This is a genomic window from Paenibacillus sp. FSL L8-0436 (assembly GCF_038593025.1).
GTDB lineage: Bacteria > Bacillota > Bacilli > Paenibacillales > Paenibacillaceae > Paenibacillus_AQ.
This window is the reverse complement of the sequence record NZ_CP151955.1, coordinates 7,049,905-7,072,097: the sequence shown is the minus strand read 5'-3', so window position 1 is coordinate 7,072,097 and position 22,193 is coordinate 7,049,905. Positions and strand designations below refer to the sequence as shown.

21 protein-coding genes are annotated in these 22,193 nt (G+C 50.7%); 20 read left to right on the top strand and 1 reads right to left on the bottom strand.

Features of this window, described 5'->3' with window-relative positions; translation table 11 throughout:
* The first annotated feature begins 138 nt into the window (after positions 1-138).
* From NSS79_RS32585 to NSS79_RS32490, 20 genes are all read left to right on the top strand, one after another.
* A complete protein-coding gene (locus tag NSS79_RS32585; RefSeq protein WP_342437588.1) occupies positions 139-756 on the top strand; it encodes a xanthine phosphoribosyltransferase in 618 nt (205 codons plus the stop codon).
* A complete protein-coding gene (locus tag NSS79_RS32580) occupies positions 750-2,045 on the top strand; it encodes a nucleobase:cation symporter-2 family protein (RefSeq protein WP_341097107.1) in 1,296 nt (431 codons plus the stop codon). The genes NSS79_RS32585 and NSS79_RS32580 overlap by 7 nt, the downstream gene beginning before the upstream one ends.
* Before the next feature lie 81 nt (positions 2,046-2,126).
* Entirely contained in the window at positions 2,127-2,630 is a 504-nt protein-coding gene (locus NSS79_RS32575) for a hypothetical protein (protein ID WP_342437587.1), read from the top strand.
* A complete protein-coding gene (locus tag NSS79_RS32570; protein ID WP_342437586.1) occupies positions 2,575-3,528 on the top strand; it encodes a hybrid sensor histidine kinase/response regulator in 954 nt (317 codons plus the stop codon). The genes NSS79_RS32575 and NSS79_RS32570 overlap by 56 nt, the downstream gene beginning before the upstream one ends.
* Positions 3,529-3,586: 58 nt before the next feature.
* Complete coding sequence (locus tag NSS79_RS32565) at positions 3,587-4,252, top strand: histidine kinase (protein WP_342437585.1); 666 nt, start codon at positions 3,587-3,589, stop codon at positions 4,250-4,252.
* 215 nt (positions 4,253-4,467) lie between these two features.
* Positions 4,468-4,686 (top strand): hypothetical protein, encoded by a 219-nt coding sequence (locus NSS79_RS32560; RefSeq protein ID WP_179091750.1) that lies wholly within the window; start codon positions 4,468-4,470, stop codon positions 4,684-4,686.
* A 22-nt stretch (positions 4,687-4,708) separates the two neighbouring features.
* Positions 4,709-5,401, top strand: coding sequence for a hypothetical protein (locus NSS79_RS32555; protein WP_342437584.1), 693 nt, complete (start codon positions 4,709-4,711; stop codon positions 5,399-5,401).
* Positions 5,398-6,615 (top strand): glutathionylspermidine synthase family protein, encoded by a 1,218-nt coding sequence (locus NSS79_RS32550; RefSeq protein ID WP_342437583.1) that lies wholly within the window; start codon positions 5,398-5,400, stop codon positions 6,613-6,615. The genes NSS79_RS32555 and NSS79_RS32550 overlap by 4 nt, the downstream gene beginning before the upstream one ends.
* Entirely contained in the window at positions 6,608-7,270 is a 663-nt protein-coding gene (locus tag NSS79_RS32545) for a signal peptide protein (protein WP_342437582.1), read from the top strand. The genes NSS79_RS32550 and NSS79_RS32545 overlap by 8 nt, the downstream gene beginning before the upstream one ends.
* Positions 7,267-7,659: a DUF350 domain-containing protein gene (locus NSS79_RS32540; protein ID WP_342437581.1), complete on the top strand. Its 393-nt coding sequence runs from the start codon at positions 7,267-7,269 to the stop codon at positions 7,657-7,659. The genes NSS79_RS32545 and NSS79_RS32540 overlap by 4 nt, the downstream gene beginning before the upstream one ends.
* A 95-nt stretch (positions 7,660-7,754) precedes the next feature.
* Positions 7,755-8,768: an ion channel gene (locus NSS79_RS32535; RefSeq protein WP_342437580.1), complete on the top strand. Its 1,014-nt coding sequence runs from the start codon at positions 7,755-7,757 to the stop codon at positions 8,766-8,768.
* A gap of 387 nt (positions 8,769-9,155) precedes the next feature.
* Positions 9,156-10,124, top strand: a complete 969-nt coding sequence (locus NSS79_RS32530; RefSeq protein WP_342437579.1) for a hypothetical protein — start codon at positions 9,156-9,158, stop codon at positions 10,122-10,124.
* A 46-nt stretch (positions 10,125-10,170) separates the two neighbouring features.
* Positions 10,171-11,712, top strand: a complete 1,542-nt coding sequence (locus NSS79_RS32525; RefSeq protein ID WP_342437578.1) for a hypothetical protein — start codon at positions 10,171-10,173, stop codon at positions 11,710-11,712.
* A 20-nt stretch (positions 11,713-11,732) separates the two neighbouring features.
* Positions 11,733-13,250, top strand: coding sequence for a hypothetical protein (locus NSS79_RS32520; protein ID WP_342437577.1), 1,518 nt, complete (start codon positions 11,733-11,735; stop codon positions 13,248-13,250).
* A gap of 29 nt (positions 13,251-13,279) precedes the next feature.
* Positions 13,280-14,530: a glycosyltransferase gene (locus NSS79_RS32515; RefSeq protein ID WP_076110961.1), complete on the top strand. Its 1,251-nt coding sequence runs from the start codon at positions 13,280-13,282 to the stop codon at positions 14,528-14,530.
* Between the two features lie 43 nt (positions 14,531-14,573).
* The gene (locus NSS79_RS32510; RefSeq protein ID WP_342437576.1) at positions 14,574-16,670 is read left to right on the top strand and encodes a cellulose biosynthesis cyclic di-GMP-binding regulatory protein BcsB; all 2,097 of its coding nucleotides are present in this window, start codon (positions 14,574-14,576) and stop codon (positions 16,668-16,670) included.
* Positions 16,660-17,514: a diguanylate cyclase gene (locus NSS79_RS32505; protein WP_342437575.1), complete on the top strand. Its 855-nt coding sequence runs from the start codon at positions 16,660-16,662 to the stop codon at positions 17,512-17,514. Before NSS79_RS32510 ends, NSS79_RS32505 begins: the two co-directional genes overlap by 11 nt.
* A gap of 113 nt (positions 17,515-17,627) precedes the next feature.
* Complete coding sequence (locus tag NSS79_RS32500; RefSeq protein WP_342437574.1) at positions 17,628-18,416, top strand: SDR family oxidoreductase; 789 nt, start codon at positions 17,628-17,630, stop codon at positions 18,414-18,416.
* A gap of 224 nt (positions 18,417-18,640) precedes the next feature.
* Positions 18,641-18,889 (top strand): type B 50S ribosomal protein L31, encoded by a 249-nt coding sequence (locus tag NSS79_RS32495; RefSeq protein WP_038597814.1) that lies wholly within the window; start codon positions 18,641-18,643, stop codon positions 18,887-18,889.
* A gap of 487 nt (positions 18,890-19,376) precedes the next feature.
* Positions 19,377-20,951: a diguanylate cyclase gene (locus NSS79_RS32490; protein ID WP_342437573.1), complete on the top strand. Its 1,575-nt coding sequence runs from the start codon at positions 19,377-19,379 to the stop codon at positions 20,949-20,951.
* Positions 20,952-21,043: 92 nt separating this feature from the next.
* On the opposite strand, the gene NSS79_RS32485 is transcribed toward NSS79_RS32490, so the two are convergent.
* Positions 21,044-22,081 (bottom strand): copper amine oxidase N-terminal domain-containing protein, encoded by a 1,038-nt coding sequence (locus NSS79_RS32485; protein ID WP_342437572.1) that lies wholly within the window; start codon positions 22,079-22,081, stop codon positions 21,044-21,046.
* Positions 22,082-22,193 lie beyond the last annotated feature (112 nt).

Here is a 22,193-nt window from a genome sequence, read left to right as displayed (position 1 = left end):
CGGACACTGCTTATGTGTTACACCACTTAGGGACAAAAACCCAGAGGGACAGATTCACTTGAGAAACACTCAAGGGGATCTGTCTTTTTTATTTAAAGAATTCATCAGATCATATCAAAGGAGCGATCACCCGCAGTAATGAAAATATTAGAGGAACGCATCAGAGAAGAGGGCTTGATTCTGTCGGATACGGTGCTGAAAGTGGACTCGTTTCTGAACCATCAGGTGGATACGGAGCTTGCGCTGCAGATCGGGCAGGAATTCAAGACGATCTTCGGGCATCTGCCGGTTACGAAGGTGTTGACAGTTGAGGCCAGCGGAATTCAGTTTGCGATGGCGGCAGGCATTGCCTTAAAGGTGCCATTCATCTATGCCAAGAAGAAGAAAGCCATCACACAGTCGGAGGAAGTCTATTCGGCCCCGGTACATTCCTTTACCCGTCAAGAGCATTACCGGATCAGCATCTCGCAGAAATATCTGGGCCCGGGCGACAAAGTGCTGATCGTCGATGATTTCCTGGCTACGGGCGCTGCTTTGGTGGGACTGGCTGATATCGTGGAGGAATCCGGTGCAGAGCTGCTTGGTGTGGGCTGCGTGATCGAGAAGAGCTTTCAGGAAGGACGCAGTTTGCTGGAGAAAAGAGGAATCCCCGTGTATGCCTTGGCACGAATTGCTTCCATGGCGCCGGGAGAAGTTCATTTTATAGACAATACTGCTGATATTAAAGAAATGATCAAGGAGAGTGCAGGATGTTAAGCAAACAAAAAGTCTTCGCATTAGGACTCCAGCATGTGCTGGCCATGTACGCCGGCGCGGTCATTGTGCCGCTTGTTGTCGGAGGGGCGCTGAACCTGAATGGAACACAAATGGCCTACCTCATTGCTGCGGATTTGTTCACTTGCGGACTGGCCACGCTGCTGCAGGTCATGGGCAGCAAATATTTCGGCAGCGGCCTGCCGGTGGTGCTGGGCTGCACCTTTACTGCGGTCAGTCCCATTATTGCCATCGCCTTGGATTCCAATCTGGCAACAGCCTATGGTGCGATTATTATATCGGGATTGTTCGTTGTGTTTGCCGCCCCGATCTATGGGAAGCTGCTGAAGTTCTTCCCGACCGTGGTAACCGGCTCTGTGGTGACCATTATCGGGCTGTCGCTCATTCCGGTTGCTATGAATAATGTGGCCGGCGGTCAGGGACAACCTGATTTCGGAGAACCCCGCAATTTGCTGCTGGCCTTGATTACACTGCTGGTGATTCTCGCTGTGAACCGGCTGACAACCGGGTTCCTTCGTTCCGTTTCTGTACTGGTAGGTCTGGTTGTCGGGACAGCTATCGGCTATTTTATGGGCATTGTACATTTCTCCACTGTCGGTTCTGCCTCTTGGATCAGTGTGGCCCAGCCGTTCTACTTTGGCTGGCCCGAGTTTAACGTTACGGCCATTTTCACGATGATTATCGTAAATATCGTATCCATGGTGGAATCGACCGGCGTATACTTTGCCGTAGGCAAGGCTACAGACCAGAAGGTCGAGCAGAAGCAGATTGTCAACGGCCTCCGCTCTGAAGGTCTCGCCATAATGCTTGGAGGGCTGTTTAATGCCTTCCCATATACCGCATTCTCCCAGAACGTTGGACTGCTGTCACTGACCCGTGTCAAGACGCGGAATGTGATTTTTGCCGCCGGCGGTATCATGGTTGTGCTGGGATTGCTGCCTAAATTGGCTGCGTTAACCACAATCGTGCCGAATGCGGTACTCGGCGGGGCAATGATCGTAATGTTCGGTTCGGTCGCGGCTTCCGGAATGTCGATCCTCTCCGAGGTCGATCTGCGCAAGGATGGCAACCTGCTGATTGCCGCCTGCAGCATCGCTGTCGGCCTGGGCTCGGCGGTATTGCCCTCCATGTTCGACCAACTGCCGGAGTTTGCCAGAATGCTGCTGCAGAATGGTATTGTTTCCGGGTCGCTCACTGCGATCATTCTGAATCTGTTCTTATCCAAAACACAGGATAATACAGCTCCTGCCGCCGTGCAGGATGCACAGTAATTCCAATATGCACCTCTAATAAGAATTACCGCCGGTTCCGAAATAAATGGAATCGGCTTTTTTTAGAAAGGGGGAGGAAATATGCTGAAATATTGGCAGCGTATTCTCGGGAGTCTGCTGCTGGTATCCCTATTGCCGCTGCTTTCGGTCCTTCATCTTTTTACGGGCCAGCAAGATATGCCGGTCTCCCGCCAAGGGGTCATGGATCTTCGGGCTTGGGATTTCCGCCATGACGGCGTGGTGAAGCTGAACGGGGAATGGGAATTATACCGCGATGCGCTGCTAACGCCGGGGGATTTCAGCCAAGCTGATCCGGGCGGGGAGGGAGTGCCGGTTTCTACCATAATCAAGGTGCCGGACAAATGGAACCGTTATCTGTCGGATACCGGCAGCCCAGAAGCCAGAGGTTATGCCACCTATCGGCTGCAGGCCATGATTCCCTATGGAGAGGATGTTATTTACGGCCTTCGGACGGCTAATATCCGCACGGCAAGCAAGGTGTTTGTGAACGGACAGGAGATCGGCAGCAGTGGAAGTCCGTCTGCCTCCTCTTCAGAGGGGCGGCAAGAAAACTGCATTAATTAATGATATGTCGGATTTCGCCAGGCTGAATCACGGGGATTTCTTTCTGCGGCGGCAGGCGGTGGACCTGCGGAGAGTAGCTTCTTCCGTAATGGAGGTTACCCGCCATGTATCGGGCAATTCCCGTCTGGTCTTCAAGCTGAACCTGCCGGAGTCTCTCCCGCTGCTAGAAACAGATGAGCAGCGGCTGTCGCAAATCTTATTCAACCTGTTGTCAAATGCTGTGAATAATACCCCTCAGGGTGTGATAACCCTGTCTGCTGAGGTTAAAGAAGAGTATGTTGCTATCCTTGTAGCGGATACTGGCTTAGGGGTCGCTCCGGAGCGCCTGCGTACCATTTTTGACGCGTACGATCCGCAAGGGGCGGACGCCCAAAAAACCTACCGGGAAAACGGCCTTGGCCTCAGCATCACCCAAAAGCTGGTAGAGTTGAACGGAGGGAGAATAGAAGCCGAATCTGAACCGGGTCAAGGTTCGGTATTCCGCTTCACGATACCGATACTGCAGAAACGAACAGCGTTTCTGGATCAGGACTCTCTGGAGATTACCGGCTGGGAGTCGGCAGCGGCTTTGGAGTCTCCGGGAGAAGAGCCTGCGCTTTCCCTTGAAGGGGAATGCTGCTACATCCTGGTTGTCGACAATGATCCGGTCAATCTCCAGGTGCTGGCCAATGCGCTGCAGCTGGAGCAGCATAAAGTGATTACCGCAGGCAGCGGGCCTGATGCGATTATACAAATGCAGAATCATCCCGAACTGGACTTGATCATTATGGATTGGGTAATGCCTGAAATGCCGGGACTGGTGTTATGCAAGGCGATTCGCGAGCGGTTTGTTTTATCCGAACTGCCGATCCTAGTACTGACAGGCAGCAGCCGCCCGGAAGATTCAGGCTGTTTTTGAGGCGGGGGCCAATGATTACTTAAGCAAGCCGGTAGAGCTGCGGGAATTCAGGGCACGTGTGAAGACGCTGCTGGATATGCGTAAGTCCATCCGTACGTCGGTACAGACGGAAATTGCTTTCCTGCAGGCCCAGATCAAACCTCATTTTCTGTATAATGCGCTTAATGCCATTATCTCAGTTTGTTCCGATGATCCGGATAAGGCGACCGATCTGCTGCTTGATCTCAGCCAATACTTGTGCAGCAGCTTTGATTTCCAGAACCGCGGGCAAACGGTGCCGATCGGAAAGGAACTGGAGCTGGTGAGGTCCTATCTTGCGCTGGAGAAGGCGAGATTCGATGAGCGGCTGAATATCGAGTTGGATGTGCCGGAAGGTCTGCGCGAACTGGTCCCTCCGCTCAGCATCCAGCCGCTGGCGGAGAATGCGATCAACCACGGCCTGATGCGGAAAATGGCCGGAGGGACCGTCAATCTGTCCGTTAAGCTGCTGTCCGGGCAGCTCGTTGTTGCGGTATCTGACAATGGGGTAGGCATCACTCCGGAACGGATTGAACAAGTGTTGTCCGAAACGCACTCCGAAGGAGGCATCGGCCTGAGGAATATCCAGAGGCGGCTGCTCAAAATATACGGAACCGGTCTGATGATTGTGAGTACGCCGGGCAGGGGAACTACGATCTCTTACACCATCCCCAGAGGGAATCCATCCTTAGACAGAGCAAAATAGCATCCATCCGGAAAGCCAATGAATAGCCGGGTTCGGAACATATTGTGAACAGACTTCCATTAACGTATTTCCGATTGCCAAGATTATTCCAATACCCTAGAATTTACTTGGACCCTAACAGATAAAATAGATAGGGATGGACTGCGGCTCATGAAACGAAATTGTGCTTACAGCGTATCAGAAGCATAACAGTTATCAGGAAAGAAGGGTAATAAGTGGATAATGGAATGAAGGTCATCCTGTTTGAAAAAATGCCGGAAGGCGATCTGCGTGTCATCGAGGAACGTACATGGAGCATGAATATGATTACTGCCCTGGAACATGTCAATTATATTGTTGTGGGCAGCCGGGAGTATGAGGCAGTGGAAGGACGGCTGAACGTGGACGAGGGAAAGCTGGAGCTTTTGCTGGTTCCGATGCGTGCTGAAGGATAAATTGTCAGGAAAGGAGGGGCCCATGTTGGGAAAAGATGAAAATACTAAAGAACCCGCCGTGTCCAAATTGTTCAATGCGGAAGGCAAACCGCTGCGTGTATTGTCCACCTCGCTAGGGATTGCGCTGCTGGCCAATGCACTGTTTGTACCGGGCGGGGCGGGTGCCAGCGGCAGCTCGGGCGAAGAGCCGAAGCTTGTCTCCTGGTCCACCGAAGAGGTCAAAGCCTATTTTGATAAAAATGTAGACTGGAATATTCCGTACCCGGAAGAGAATGTGGAAGAGACCGTGCAGGAGGGCAGCGGGGTAGTAACCTCCGGCGGGACAACCGTCATTAATAATTACGGCGGTTACAGCTCGGGTTTCGGCTGGGATGATATGCTGCTGTACCACATGTTGTTTAACAGCGGTTCGTTCTACTCCTCCAGAGGCTGGTACAATGACCGGCCGACCTATTACGGAGGAACCCGGACTACCTACAAGCCGCCGACTTACAGCAGCGGCAGCTTCCAGAACAAAAAGGTAGCCGGATCTGTGGCAAAACCGAAAACCTCTACTTCCTCCACCGGCTCCATCACGAGAAGAGGGACATCTTCGAAGAAAGGCGGCATTGGGGGCACATCCAGCGGTTTAGGCTCCGGCAGTAAATCAAGCTCCTCATCGTCAAAATCAAGCGCCGGCAGAAGCTCCAGCAGCAAGAGCGGTTTCGGCGGATGAGTTCTGCAGAGAGTGTCTTTCAATTTGTGGATCAATCGGGTCTAGAACGGGCGCCAAGAGTGGAGAAGCTGCGTGAGCTTGGCTTCACCTGGGCAGACCTGGAGGATGAAGAATACTGGCTTGATGCAATTGCGGTGATGCGCGGCGAGACTTATCAGGAACTTGAAGAAGCCTCGGTCAAGCTGTGGGCTATACTGGACAAAACAGTCCGCTATGTCCACCGTAGACATGATCTATATGATTTGCTCGGCATTCCCCCCGTCCTGTGGCAGATGCTTGATGAATGCCCGCTTCCGGAGCCGGGCCGCATCAGCCTCTATGCCCGGTTCGATTTCGCCGTGGCGGACAACGGGGCGATTAAGCTGCTGGAATTGAATGCCGATACGCCTACCGGTTATGTGGAGGCCTCCATCGCTACGCCCTGGATCTGCGAGCAGGCTGGCATCGCCAGCCCCAATGGAGCGATGAAGGGACTTCTTGCGGCGGCTTGGGGCACAGAACGGCCGGACACGGCAGCTTGTGTCGCCTACGGTTCCCATCAGGAAGACTCCGGCACGATTGAGGCGCTTGTGAAGCACAGCGGCCTGGATATCAAGTGCGTGGATTGTCTCGATCTATGGATTGATGAAGGGACTGTACGGGATGGAGAGGACCGGGTAATTCAGCGGATGTTCGCCCTCTATCCCAAGGAATGGATAGCCGTAGACGAAGGCGGCGATGCGCTTGCTTACGCCGTGGAGAGCGGACAGCTGGAGTTATTCAACGGACCGCACAGCATCTTTCTGCAGTCTAAGGGATTGATTGCGGCGGTATGGGGGATGTATGAGCTGGGGCTGCTGTTTAGTGAGGAAGAGCGCGAGGCGATCTCCCGCTATATTCTGCCGACCTACAATAAGCCGGTATTCTCAGGGAGCTTTGTCTCGAAGTCTGTATTCGGCCGTGAAGGCGGTTCTGTACGTCTCTTCGATGACAACGGCACACTTGAGCTGCAGGACGAGGACGGCTTTGACAGCAGTACACTATTCCCCACCGTCTATCAGAAAAGAGCCGAATTGGCCCGGATTCAGACAGCGGAAGGGGAGTTTCATCTGCTCATCGGCATGTTCGTCATTAACGGGAAACCTTGTGGCCTGCTCGGGCGGGCAGGCGGACCGATTACAGGCAATGCCAGTCATTTTATCGCGCTAGGAGTGAGGGAACTTGGAGATGAGTAAGAGTAGAAAGGTGCGGACCGGGCGCTTTGGGGTAATTCGGCTGGGCACGGTCCTTGGAATACTGCTTTTGTCGGTGCTGCTGAGCGCATGCTCAAGCAATGAGGACAGTGTGTTTCATACAGGTACTCCTGCAGCGGAAACGACGGACAGTGTATCCCGTGTACCGTGGGATTACCGGGTAGTGGAGAGCACAGTGGGGGATTTGATCGGCAGCGACATGACGGTTTTGCCGGATAACGAGCTACTCCCGAACGATGGCAACTATGCCACCGGGGATAAGATCTGGACATTGCAGTTCATGGATGCCGAGCTGGTTACGGATGCTGACCAGAAGAATGAGATCCGCCTGTCCGCCTGGTCCACGCTTAAATCGTATGGAGACCAGAAGACGGCTGCAGAGGATCTGAAGAATCTAAAGGTATCCATTACCACCGATGTGGATCTTGTCGGAGTCTATAAGACCAAGTTCAAGGAGAAGACAAGAAACTTCGCCGTGCTTGAGCTGCCTTCCGGCAACCGGATCAAGCAGCCGATTGACGACAAGCGTTATACAGCGCTGGAGAAAGAGAAGACAGCCTCCGTGGTGCTGGAGGAAGTGCATGATTTTGCCGATTATGATTCGGCTTATGCGAAATTTCGGGGGTGGGCCAATTGACGATTGTTATTAATTTGATAGTCAGCGTTCTGACTATCATTCTGCTTCAGGTGCTTGGCATGGTTGTATTCAGCTTGATGACTCCGTTCAAGGATATGGAGGAATTGAAGAAAGGCAATGTGGCTGTAGCTCTGGCGCTGGGAGGCAAATTTCTGGCCACAGCGATCGTACTGGGCGTAGCGGCATACACGAATACTTCTATCTGGCACATGATGTTATGGTTTGCGGTAGGTTACGTCTGCCTGATCGCCGCTTACTGGATCTTTGAACTGTTTACTCCCAATTTCAGGATTTCCGAGCAGCTGGAGCAAGGGAATGTGGCCGTAGGCACAATGCTCTGTCTGGTATTCATCGGAACTGCCTTTGCCGTCAGCAGTCTGATCATTTAATTCAGCAGGCTCCCTCCAGGGGCCGGCAGACTAAGGCTGCGCGTGCCGGGTCACGGTGCGGCAGCCCTATTTAACATCGGAAGCGGGGCGGAAGGGTGCATTTTTTACTCAGAATATCCGGAAAGCTGATGCGTCTAAAGAAGAAGTCGATTGGGCTGATAATCCTTTTTTTTATTGTTCTGAGCGCAACCATCGCGTTTGTTCTGGAGCCGGGTACGTTTCATAACTGGTTCAACGCCTTCTATTGGGTCATGACTACGATGGCCACCGTTGGATACGGCGACTTTTTTGCGACTTCGGTAATGGGGAAGCTGTTCACCATATTTTTGTACGTATTCGGCATCGGCCTGCTCAGCTTGGTCATCGGAAAGATTGTTGAGGCCATGGGAGAGGTGCAGAGAAGGAGAGGAGCGGGAACCTTGAGCTTTCACGCCGCAGATCATATTGTATTGATTAATTGGAGCCGCAAAACGCAGGCAGCCGTCGAAGAGATCCTATGCTACACACCGAAATGCAAGATCGTCATTATTGACGAATCGGGGCGTCATCCGCTGGAGCATATGGAACAGGTTCATTTTATCAGCGGCGATGCATCCAGTGATGAAATTCTGCAGAAGGCTAACATTCATGAAGCAAGGGCAGCCATTGTGTTCGGTGACAACCGGATTGACGAAGCTTCGCTGATTGACGGCAAGTCGCTGCTGATTGCTTCGAGTATTGAGCGGATCGCGCCGCAGGTACATACTACTGTAGAGATTATGCAGGAGAAGAATATTCAGAATTTCCGGCATGTCCAGGTGAATGAGTTCGTGCTGTCGCATGATGCCATCTCCAGATTGGCTGTGCGTTCCGCCCTGCAGGAGGGGAATTCGGAAGTCATCACCCAGCTGCTCAGCCGCCAGCATGGCGACGACATTTATGAGATCCCGCGGAATCCTGCTTGGCAAACCTATGGAGATGCCTTTCAGGATCTGCTCTCGCGGGGGGCAACCCTGTTGTCCGACCGCAGCGACCTGAGCATCAACCGCAAGCTTAATCAGCCCATTCCGCAAGATGCCAGATTATATATTGTGTCGGATGAGGAGACGTACCGGAGAATTAAAGGATAGAGCCATTATATGCATAAAAATGAAGCTGCCCGGGCCGGTAAATGCCCTGTAGGGCGGCTTTTGTCTATTCGGCGCATGAAATGTAAATATTTAGATATTTTTTATTGGTTTGACACATAATGATCAACATTAATCTACATTTAGTGACTTATATTACCGTTATAATAGTATCAAAACCTTAATGCTATCTCTAAAGGAAGTGATAGATTGGGAAATAAAAGCATTCAAGCCGCGGCTATTATGCTGTCTCTATGTTTATTGGCCTCCTGCAAGAGCAATGGGGAGCAGCCGATATCTTCCCCGGAGACTAGCACGGGTTCTTTACCTTCATCCCCTACTCCCTTGAAGAGCCAACCAGCCGTCCATATCGATAAAGAGGAACAGGAGTTGTACACATTCATTGCAAAACAGCTTACGGGTCCTTATGGCGTCTATACAAATTTGCAGGACACCGACCAGACGGCAGAAGTTGCCACTGGCCACGAAGTACTAAGCGAGTCTGCTTCACTCATGATGAGGATCGCCGTACTGAGCGGCAATAAGGAGCTGTTCTCCTCAGAATGGGCAAAGGCGAAGCAAACGTTCGGTACAGAGGGCGGTTTCAGCTATCGTTATAGTCCGAAACTCCAAAAACACTACCCCCTTAATGCCGCCGTTGATGATTTACGCTTGATCGGCGCGCTATATGCAGCAGGAGACACCTTTGACAACAAGGAATATACGAACGAAGCAGCCGAATATTCTAAGATTTTTTACCGCAATAATGTAAAAGATGGATATATGTACGATTTCTATGACAATGATTTCCGGGTAACCAATGACTTTGTTACTTTATGTTATATTAATCTGAATGTCTTGCAAAATTTGTCGATAAATGACGAAATTCGCGGAATTTTATTACACAACATGAACACAATTCTCGAGGACGGGTATCTGTCAGATGAGTTCCCGTTCTATGAAACGAGATTTAATTATAAGACAGGAAACTATAGCTCGGAAAAGATCAATACGGTGGAATCGCTGCTGAGTATTCTGAATTTGGCTGAGGTGGACCGGCAGAAACCACAGAGTATCGGCTATATCAAGGAGCAGGTAGAGGCGGGAACGCTGTACGGGCAATACACCAGGGATGGCCAGCCGGCCAATGATATCCGCTCCACGGCAATTTATGCCCTTACGGCAATGATTGGCGCGGAGATCGGCGACGACTCTCTTTATAGCAGAAGTATAGAAAGAATGAACGAATTTAGAGTTACGGATACAGGGAGTGTCCTATACGGCGGGTTCGGAAATCCTGAGACGGGGCAAGCCTATTCTTTTGACAATCTTATGGCCTTACTCGCGTATTCCTACTAATTTAATCTAATAGTAACGAAGGTGAACCCGCATGGATGACAACACAATGAAAATACCTTTGCGCAGAGGTTTAATCCCTGTTAATTTAACGGTAACCCCTGCTTTGACAGCGGCCATTGGCGTACTGATCATTACAGTCTTCGCCTTGTTTACGGCGCCCTATGTGGGGATGGCCGATAACGGTGACTTTTTCCGCATCATCTACAGCAACGGCCTCTATTTCAACTTGCCCGATTATGACAGCCAGTATTTTGGCTATTTTGTTAAACAGTTCGGAATCTATCAATATTATAATGAGAACAGCTCCATGCTGGTCTCCTCCCAATCCCTCTTTATTAAGCTGGCGATCGGCGTCAATAAGCTTTTCTTCAGTAAAGAGGTCTTTGATATCCACTTTCAGGCGGCCATTTATCTGATTCTTTATGTCGCAGCTGTTTATCTGTTAATAGAGGCTGTTACTTGCCGCATGTCCCGCAGACGGGGGATGGTCACCGCGGTCATTGCGATTGTTATCTTCGGAGATACCGGCTATACGGCGTATTTCAATTCCTTCTTTGGCGAGAGCATTGTAATGATTACTATGCTGTTCATGTTCGCGTCATGGCTGCTTCTCTACCGCGGAAGATACAATGATTATGCCATGCTGGCGGTGTTTCTGATCAGTACGCTGATCCTGACGACCTCCAAGCAGCAGAATGCTCCGGTGGGCATGGTGATTTCCCTGTTCGCGCTTTCGCTTATCTGGATTCGCAGGGAATGTCTCTTCCGCTGGCTTACTATTGCTGCTGCGGCGCTGATGATGATCACGGGTGTGGCAACCTATTTGAACATCTCCAAGGAGTTCGTGAATATTAACCAATATCATGCCATGACCCGCGGGGTGATGATGCAATCCGACAATCCGGAAACGGCCCTGAAGTCCTTCGGTATCAACGAGCAATACGCGATTCTGAGGGAAAATACGTATTACGACCAATACGGCACAGTTGATGTGAAATCGGACATTCTGGAGAAGGACTTCTACAGCCAGTACGGCTTTGTCTCGGTTCTGAAATATTATCTGGCCAATCCTGCCCAGATGGGCTCTATACTGGATACTGCTGCGAAAAGCGCCTATACCATCAAGCCTGCGGCGATGGGCAACTACGAGAAATCAGTAGGTAAGGAATTTCGCGCGCAAAGCCATTTCTTCACCCTTTACAGTATGCTTAAAGAAAAGCTGGCCCCGCGAACCTTCGCCTTTATCCTCTTATGGATGGCGGTTATTATAGGGATTTTTACGCCGTCCTTTGTGACGGCAGCGAAAGCCGGGAATTTCAGAGGCCTGCAGAGATTGCTGCTAATTATAGCGACGATGCTGGTGGGGCTGTCCGGTATCTTTGTATCTATTATCGGAGCGGGCGATGCCGACATTGCCAAGCATGAATTCCTGTTCACGTTGTCGTTTGACTTGGTGACCTTCTTTACCGTATCAAGTGTCATTGGACGGGGGCTCTTCTTGAAAAAGAAAATCTCAACCGCAACTCCCGCGAGCCCTGCCGTCCCTGCAGGCGAATATCCCGTAGCCGAAAAGGGTGTGAGTGCTTGAACCGCAAGAGGATCATAGGCTTGCTGCTGGTTATATTCGCCCTGCTGCTTCCGGCTCCGGTTCCCGTACATTCCGCTCCCGCACCGCAGCAGACCCTGCTGCTGTTCGACAGCTTGGCGAAAGGAACGCCCCGGGAAGGCAATATCACGGAGCTTCAGCGGCTGCTGGCCGCCTACAGCACCAAAGTTACACTAATGAGTCTGGATGAATACGAGCAAGGCACACTGGCATCGTACTCCAGCGTGATAACAGTCCTAAACAGTGAAGATCTTGCCATTACGAATAAGGCGTACTTAGAAGATGCGGATAATTATCCGGGGAAGGTTCTGCATGTTGGTTACAACATCCCAGTCAAGATGAAGCAGACGCTGCAGCTATCCACGGCTGTATTTCACGGGCAATATGCCAGCCTTTCTATAGGAGAGTTCTCCGGAGTCAGCCTGAATGTGCCAGACATGCCCTATATTGCGGCGAGCAAGGCAACACACGCCTACGGCAGTTTTTCATTTCAGGGCGGCAGTCTGCAGGCGCCTTATGCCGTGAGCCGGGGACAATATACTTATGTACCCTATTTGGAGAAAGGGAATTTCAGTACTGTCGCAATGGCTTATGTACTGAAGGACTGGCTTCCGTCTTCTGCAGCACCTCAAACCTATCTGGTACTGAAGGAGATTTACCCGTTCTCGGATTTTGAGCTGCTGGAGAATACAGCAGACCGGCTCTATCAGACCGGAATTCCGTTCATTGCCAGTGTCCGGCCGGTGTTCGGCAACACCGACTTCCCGGCGATGGAGCGTTATTTGGAGGCGCTGAGAATTGTGCAATCCCGCAACGGCAGTATTGTGGTGAATGCGCCTGCGGTAAGACCGCCTATCAGCTTGAGCGACCGCTCACTGAAGGGCAAGATGAACGGGTTCATCAATGTGCTGGTGGCGGGCGGTATAGCACCGCTGGGCATTGGAGCGGAAGGATACTGGACCTACGACAAAGAGTATGCAGGGGCAGGAATGGGCTTTTTCGACTCAGCTGTGCTGTATCCGGATGAAGAAGCCCGGTATATGGAGCAGACTGACACTTCGGCGGTTTTTGCCTCCAGCCTGTACAGTGTGACACCGGAGTTCCTCCTGAGTTTGCGGCATACCGGAAAGGCTATGCCCCAGTTACCGCTGGATACCGCAGTTGTTGTCGATCTTCCGGAGGACAACGAAGGACTGGAATCCATGCTGCGCACGTTGGAGCAGAGCTGGATTTCTTTTGCCGATTATAAGCAGGGAGCCCATAAGGTAGTTACCGGTACGAACACTATTGCCTCCGTAGACGGGGTCATCAGAATGGGCGGCAAGGCACTTAATGTCGGGTATGCCCCGGAAGTGGTGGACAGCGATTACCAGTATCAGAAGGAGCAGGTCAAAAGCTTCACCCGGCTGTTCAGTGCGCAAAATCAGTTTTTTATTGTGGTCATCATCATCTCTCTGCTCGTGTTCGGCAGCCTGTTGATAATCGGTTACAGGATGTACCGGAGAAAATATTTGAAATAAAGAAAATTTATCAATAGTAGGAGAAAAATATGACGATATCGGATGTGCTGATGGTGATCGCGGTGATCTGCATCTGGTCGCTGCTGCTTGTGAATGTGGCTTTAATCATCGCGGGATATTTATATTACATCACAACGGAAAACGAAGATGTCCCCGAGATTAAGGGCGAGTATCCCTTTGTCAGCATCATGGTTCCTGCACACAATGAGGGAGTGGTCATCAGCAAGACCGTAGAGTCGCTCCTGGCCCTCGATTACCCGCATGACCGTTACGAGATTATCGTCATTAATGATAACTCCTCGGATAATAGTGCATTGCTGCTGGGGAGCATTCAGAAAAGACATCCGCAGCGCAATCTGATGATCATTAATACGGATGCGGTCACGGGAGGCAAAGGCAAATCCAATGCGCTAAATATAGGTTTTGCCCGCAGCAAGGGTGAATTGATCGCCATTTATGATGCTGACAATACACCGGAAAGAACGGCGCTGCGCTATCTGGTGGCGGAGATTATTAACGACTCCACACTTGGTGCAGTAATCGGAAAATTCAGAACCCGCAACCGTGATGCGAGCCTGCTCACCCGGTTTATTAATATTGAGACGTTGTCTTTTCAGTGGATGGCCCAGGCGGGACGGTGGAAGCTGTTCAAGCTTTGCACCATTCCCGGCACCAACTTTATTATGCGCAGGTCTATTGTGGAGAGCATCGGCGGCTGGGATGTCAAAGCAATCGCTGAGGATACCGAGATCAGCTTCCGGATTTACATGATGGGCTACCGGATCAAGTTTCAGCCGAAATCGGTGACCTGGGAGCAGGAGCCGCAGACGGTGAAGGTCTGGTTCAAGCAGCGGACTCGCTGGGCGAAAGGCAACATCTATGTAATCGTCAAGAACATTCCGCTGCTCTTCAATAAGTCGGCTGCCAAAATACGCTTCGATATCCTGTATTACTTGTCGATCTACTTCCTGCTCCTGATCTCGCTTGTGACATCAGATATCTTGCTGGTTCTCCATGCGATGGGTTATGTTCACACTACGATTGCCGGACTCAGCAGCTTCTTGTGGCTGCTTGCCATCATCCTATTCGTGGTTGGAATCTTCGTCACGCTGACGACGGAGAAGGGCGAGATGAGCCTGTCTAATCTATGGATCATTCTGCTGATGTATGTTTCGTACTGCCAGCTCTGGATGGTTGTCGCCGCTTACGGTTTATACAACTATCTTAAGGACGTCATTTTCAAACGGGAAGCCAAATGGTACAAAACCGAACGCTATTAAAGCGCCGGAGCAAGAGAAATAAGATGCACAGGAGATACGGAATATGATAAAAAAACAGATGTTGTTATGGGTGCTCTGCTTCTCCCTGCTCCTGATTCAGCTCCCTGCGGCTTCTGCCGCGCCGGCACTTCCCGGAGATGGCAGGCTGACTTATGAGACATCCTTTACCGCAACGGATACTGCCCTTTCGGGATCCGGCTCCATGCAGCAGAACTTCACAATAATGGATTATTGGAATGTAGATGAGCTTAAGATCAATCTGCATTTTCAAGTTTCGCAAATTACAGCGGAGCAGATTTCAAGTGTCGCCCTGTCGCTTAACGGCAGTCCATTCTACTCGTTCAGGCCGTCACTGCAGAATAACGGGGAGCAGAGATTAAGCCTTAGTGCACCTAAAGGGTTCCTGAGAGAGGGCAGCAACGTACTGAGCATTCAAGGGAATCTGCGGACTACGACAGCAGATGACCAAATATGCTATGTGGACAACAAGCAGGGCAGCTGGCTGCATCTGTTCAACACCTCCAGTATTGCAGTGGTGTACAGCCCGAAAGCACTAACCGGAGGCATCAGTGACTTTACGGAAAGATTCTCCGGGATTGATACGTTAAACAGCAATAAGAGTCTTATTGCCATACCGGAGAATGCCAGCGGCTCCGAGTTGGAGTCTGCCACCTATGCTTTGTCGGGATTGGTAAAGGGGAACACGCTGGAAGACCGGACGATTCCGCTGCTGCCCTACCGGGAGGATACGATCAAGGACAAGGGCTTCGTGGTCGTGGTGGCGATGTACGACCATGTTCCCGCCGGACTGAAGAAGCTCCTAAGCTCCACTGAGGATCTCAGCACCCATGCCCTGATTCAGCTGGTCCAGAAGGATACCCGGCCAACGCTGGTGGTAACCTCGAAGGACGAAAGCCTGCTGATCAAAGCCGGACGGCTGCTCGCAAGCCAGGAGCTGCTCAGCCAGATCAGCAGTGATGTGAAGGCAGTTGATGCTGCCACCGAAGTTGCCGATCCGGCCTATTCCATCAGTTCGAATGTAACCTTTGCCGAAGCGGGGGACAAGCTGACCGGACCCAATCATCAGGAACGGACTTATTTTGTTTCCTTGCCCTCTAACCGTTCCATTGCCGATTCCGGTAAGATCAGTCTGGATTTCCGCTATGCCCAGAATCTTGATTTTGAGCGGTCCCTGGTTACAGTGAGCATTAATAATACGCCAATTGGCAGCAAGAAGCTGACGAAGGAGCTGGCTAATGGCGATACCCTGAATGTATCGGTGCCGCAAAGCCTGAATATTTCCGGAAACTTCTCTGTCACGGTCGCTTTTGATCTGGAAATGGCAAGCGCCGTCTGTACGCCAAATACAGAGCAAATGCCTTGGGCCTATATCGGCAAGGAATCAGCGATGCATTTAAATACAAAGGACCGCACGGAACTGCTGTTCAATAACTATCCGTATCCATTCCTGCGCGATGAAATTTATAACCATGTTGCCGTTGTGCTGCCTGCTGAGATGGATGATTACTCCTATCAAAGTCTGGGCAATGTCTTCAATCTGCTTGGGCGGTATGCCGGCGGCAATACTGGAGATATCCACTACTATACGGATGATGTAAGTGCCGATAATCTGAAGAATAACAATATCATTGCCATAGGATCCTACAAGAATAATAAGGTAATCCGGGACAATAACGACAGGCTCTATTTCCGTTACAATACGGACGGTTCAACGCTCCTCTCGAATGAGAAGATGAGTATTGAAGAGAAGTATGGTGCAGAAATCGGAACCTTGCAGCTTGTCGACTCCCCATATGAGAATGGGCGCGGGCTGCTGGCAGTAACCGGGGTCAACTCAGAGGATTATTACCTGGCCTCCAAGCTGATTTCTACCGAGAAGGATAAGTGGAAGGTGTATGGCGACGGGGTCATCCTTGATAAGGACGGTAACGTCGGCGCTTACCGCTTCAAGACGATTACCGGTGTGGCCAAGGATTCGGTGTTAAAGCAAATTACAGCCCGCAGCGATGTGCTGGGCTTTGTGGTGGCAGTCGTGCTTGTGGTCACATTGGTGCTTGTGGCGCTGCTTCTGCTGCTTCGCAAACATTTCAAGAAACGTGGTGATCAGCGTGAGACGTAACCGCAGCGGACTGGTATCCGACCTGGGCTTTCTGGCCTTTCTGGTGCTGATATTCATATGTATTGTATTTATCTCCGGTTCGCCGGATCACTATATCCAGAATATCATCATTCTGAATCTTGCGTTTCTGCTGGCGCTGGTCACCTACTTCACCACGGTAACCGCCGGGCTCACGCTGAATCTCGCCTTTATCTTCGGCTATGGTTTCTTTATCGTCTACCAGACGGTTTCGCAGGGGGAAACGATCGGTGTAGACACCTATTTCTGGCTGATCATGACACCGCTGCTTACCGTAGTGTTATGGGTGTTCACTACAAGCAGCCGCGAGCTGCAGGCAGAGAACGAGCGGCTGATGAAGAAATCCGCCAATTTGGCCACGGTGGATGAGAATACCGATTTGCGGAACAGCGTATCTTTCCAGAAGGATGCCAGCCTCTTTATAGGTATCTCCACCCGTTACAAGATCCCGCTTACGCTGCTTGTGATTAAAGTGAAATATTGGAGTGAGATCCGCCGGCTGATTCCGGACGACCAATTGTCCGAGGCCATCTATGATGTATCCCAGCTCAGCCAGTCCAGCATCCGTACCAATGATGCGCTGTATTTACTGGATAAGGACGATGCTACCTGGGGCCTGCTGTTGTTTACCGACCGGGAAGGCGCTAAGATTGTCATTGAACGGATCAAATTTAAGCTTCAGGAATTAAACGATACGGAGTTCTCCACTAAATACAAGGTAAATCTGGGACTGAAGATTGGTGCTGTGGAATATGAGGCCGAAACCATCGAGAATCCGTTTGATTTCATTGTTCAGGCCAAGAAGCAGCTCGAATATGACGTTTAATTTAATATGAAAATCCAGGACAAGCTAATAATAGTCCAAATATTCACCGTAGTTACGTCCTCGCCCAAATGGGTTAATCTTAAATTCAATCTACATAGCAGGGAGGAAGAAGCATGGATTTGGGTCTGAACGGAAAATCGGTATTTGTGGCGGCGGCGAGCAAGGGACTGGGACTGGCAACTGCTCTGGAATTTGCGCGTGAGGGAGCAAAGGTGACCATTTCCAGCCGAAACCGCCAGCAGCTTCTTGCGGCCCGGGACAAAATTGAGGAGGCGACCGGTCAGCAGGTTGCTATACTGGAAATGGATGTGACGAGCCTGGAGGATATCCGGCGGGCGGTTCAGGCTGCGGCTGAGGAGGCCGGGGGCCTTGATGTGCTTGTCACCAACGCCGGTGGGCCGCCTGGTGGAGGGTTTGCTGATATGGCGGATGCCGACTGGAACAGCGGCTTTGAGCTTACGCTGATGAGTACGGTGCGCCTGATCCGGGAAACACTGCCATATTTGCGCGCAGCGGGTGGCGGACGTATCGTTGGCATAAGTTCCGTTTCAATTAAACAACCGATCCAGGGGCTGATTTTGTCCAATGTGTTCAGGGCCGGTGTGAACGCGCTGACCAAAAGTCTGGCGACCGAACTTGCCCCGGAGGAAATTCTGATTAACTCAGTTGCACCTGGGCGCATCGGAACAGACCGGATCATGCAGCTTGACGGCAAACGCGCCGAAGCCCGGGCTGTCCCGCTGGAGCAAGTTCAGCAGGAGGCCCTTAGCCAGATTCCGCTTGGGAGAACAGGCACTCCGGAGGAGTTCGCAAAGGCCGCCGTATTCCTGGGGTCCTTCGCGAATACTTACATTACCGGACAATGTCTTCTGGTTGACGGCGGCATGGTAAAGTCGCTGTAGAATCTGTAGAAACTTAAGGAATAGAATGCCATTTACCGGAAGAGAATAGGAATAAAAACGGGACAAAGGTTGACTCCGGGAGCGGGATCGCGTATGATGGAGTGGCGTAATTTGATCGTGGAAATTACGCATTTCCCTTCGTCTAAGTATCTTTACTTAAATAGACCTAGAGATGGCTTCATGTTACCATAGAGCATTATTTACCCGGGAAGGAGGTTATTGCAATGAGAGAAGGCATACACCCGAAATACAACCAGGTTATCTTTCTGGATGCCAGCGTAGGCTTTAAATTCCTGAGCGCTTCTACCAAGTCATCCGGTGAAACAATGGAATGGGAAGATGGCAACACGTATCCGGTGATTCGTGTGGACGCAAGTTCCGCATCGCACCCGTTCTATACAGGTAAACAAAGAGATGCAGAAACTGGCGGCCGCGTGGACAAGTTCAAACAGCGTCTGGCACAGAAGAAATAACATTTTCAGACAAACAGGGAGATTACGGAAGTCATGCAGATGGCGGACCGGGATCTCTTTTTTTGTCGTTTATTGTTTGGCGCCGCTGGGAGCGGGTAATAATAAGCAGGTGGGAAGTGGAAGGTATCAATTAACGGATGGAACGGCATGTGAATGTGTATTCCGAAAGGTAGTTGATTAACCCATGTACTATCTGAAAGGGAAGACCAAATCGAGATTGCGTCGATTGTTTTCTGGAACAGCACCCTAGCAATTGGAAACTGGCATAATTAAAAAATCGCTTCTCACCTTTTGAAGACTCTACGGGCTGCCCGTAGGGTCTTCCTGTATGTTGGCCTGCCCTCTGCAGTAACCGGCGCATTTGCCGATTGGACATTCAGTTTCCACAATCCCGAAAAGAAAGTAATTTTTTCAAGGAGTGATTCATTTGTGCGAAATAGTAGGATATAATAAGGCAAAGCTATCTCAAAATTAGGAGAAATATGACATGCCATGGATGCAGGGTTATCCGTATTATTTACTAATGGGCAGTGTTCTAAGTCTCTACATGGGCGTCAGTTCATACAAGCACCGCAACACACCTGGAAGACGCTATTTATGGATTTTAATGTTGCTTGTCAGCGCAATCTTCGCGGCTACGGCCGGAGAAATCCTCTCCCTTTCTTTTCAGGCCAAGCTGTTTTGGAAAAATGTTCAGCAGGCTCCGCTGTTTTTGAGCACGATATTTACTTACGCGGCGATTAAAGAGTATGTGTCCCGTTCTTCGGAAGGGCTAGACCGGCGGCTTGCCTTCTTTTGCGTTCCGGTTGTGCTGGATGTTGTGCTGATTTTCACGGACTCCGCTCATCACCTGATGCGCAGTGAAGTTGGCATAACCACTGTAGCGGGGATAAGCGGAATAATGGTTGAACCGACGGTTCTGAGTATGATCCTCATAGCCTACGACCAGCTCTTTGGTATATATGCCGTCTATCTGCTGGCCCTATCTCTGCTGAATGCACCCAAGTATTTTTTTAAGAGAAATCTGCTCTTGCTGGCCGGACTTATAATTCCGGTAATTTCTGTTTTCTTCCTCCCACTTCTCAAAATTTCGGTTACAGGCTTTACAGCATTTACATATCTGCCTCCGGTACTGGCGGCGTACCTCTCCTTGTTCCGCGATCCTCGGCTTTCCCTATATCCGCTGGCCAAGATTAAGATCTTTGAGAATATGAAGGATGGCATCGTGCTGACGGACCGTTATGACAGCATTATCGACGTCAATAAAGTCGCGGAGACCATGTTATCGGCTTTGATTGGAGAGCAGGCAAGCAGCTGGGAAGGCCGGAGCATATATCATTTGCTGGAGCATTACGGTGACATCGCCAGTTATTACAGACAACGGGTTGAAGGGCAGTTCGAAGTCGAGGCCCCCGGCACCATGGACGTCTGTTACGGGGTGTCGCTAATTGCTTCAGGGCGCAGAGAGACGGGGCCTTCCGGCATGCTTATTGTGGTCAGCGATCTCAGTGAGAAGAAACGGTACGAGCGGGAGCTGCTCTATCAGGCAACGGTTGATGATCTGACCGGGCTGTACAACCGCAGGCATTTCATGCGGCTGGTGCAGAAGTACACGATTCGTGAGGGGGCAGGGATGGCCCTGCTGCTGTTCGACATAGATGATTTCAAATTGATCAATGATACATACGGGCATATAGCGGGTGATCAGGCTCTGGTCGATCTCTCCGGTAAAATACTTGCGGTGTACAAGGATAACGGCATTGCCGGCAGAGTGGGCGGTGAGGAGTTTGCCGTATGCTTTTTTACCGGCAGTGAGAGGGCAGCACTGGCAGAAGCTGAGAACTTCCGCGCCATAATGAGCGAGCATATTGTTCAACTGGACGGCGGATACAGCATCCAGCTCACCGTAAGCATCGGGATTGCGTTTACAGAGCACAGTGATATTACCTTTGAGGATTTATACCGTGAGGCTGACGAGGCGTTGTATTTATCGAAGGCTGCCGGCAAGAATAGAGTGACGCTGGGCCGCAAGCCTGTAATCAGAGAGGCAATTAAGGGATAGGATCTCTTAAGGAATATACAGAAGACCACGCTTTCTGCAAAGGCAGTCAGCGTGGTCTTCTGTATAAATCATCTTTGTGTCGCTCTGCCCAATTATTCCTGGACTGTCTCTACAACGACCTTCAGGGCTGTGCCGATCGGCGGCAGGCTTTTGGTCATTAAGGGGCTATAGAATCCGATAACCTTGGCACCTTGAACCAGTGTGCTTGCCTCTACAGCCTCGCCGCTTTCATTAACAAGCGCGGTATCTCCAGCCAGACGAAGCACAACCTCGCTTGGCGATTGCTCGCTAAGGGCAGTGCCTTTAATCCGGATGCTGAGCGAGCCGTCTTCAGCTTTGATCACTTCTTCCACAGTGCCTTGGGTCGCCAGCGTAGTGCCTTGCTTTTTCGAGTCCTGTACAGTGATCTTGTAAGCAGGGGTTTGCGGCGGCAGACTCAGGGTGGCGAACATGGCATGCTCTGCTTCCACGGTCATGCCGAGCTGAAGATCAGTAAATGCAAGCTTTGTGCCGTCAGCCATTTGGATAATGGTATCCTTGCCCACATTCAGCACAATACCTGCGGTGCCCGTACCTTTGATTTGTACAGATTGGAACTTACCGTCATTGCGAAGGGCAGTAATGACACCACTCTCATTCTGATGTTCTACGGCTGGAGTAATCACGATTTGTTTTCCCTCCACGGAGATGGTTTGGTGCAGCACCTGGCTTACAAAGGAAGCTGGAACATACAACTGGTTCCCTTTCATCTGCGGTGCTGTTCCGAGTGTTGTATACATTTTATTGATGGCATAGCGGTCTTCACCGTTCTTCACGGTTGTAAAGATGTTGCCCTTATTCAGATCAACGGCTTTGGTCTCTGTATTCCATGTGACGGTAAACCCAAGCGCCGCAGCAGCGGTGCGCAGGGGAACCAAGGGTTCTTTGGCACTGGAAGGCTGAAATCCGCTATCAGAAAGGGTCGAGCCTTTGATTTCAATAGTGAAAGTTTTAGCCGCCGTGCTGGCGGAGGCCTGTGGCGTTTTGTTGTTTTTGATGGAGGTTGTGGCTGGTGTGGCCGATACGACTCCTGCAGTAATGGCCAATGACAATGTTAAGAGGGCAACGCTTGTTTTCAGTGACTTGTTCATGTGTGTAGTCTCCTTTAGTTGAGTAGGGTGTCAGGTGTGCGTCATTTTCTTAACGGTGATCATTTTGATTTTGTTGCAATTATTATGAATTGAATCTAAAAGTACTCTATAT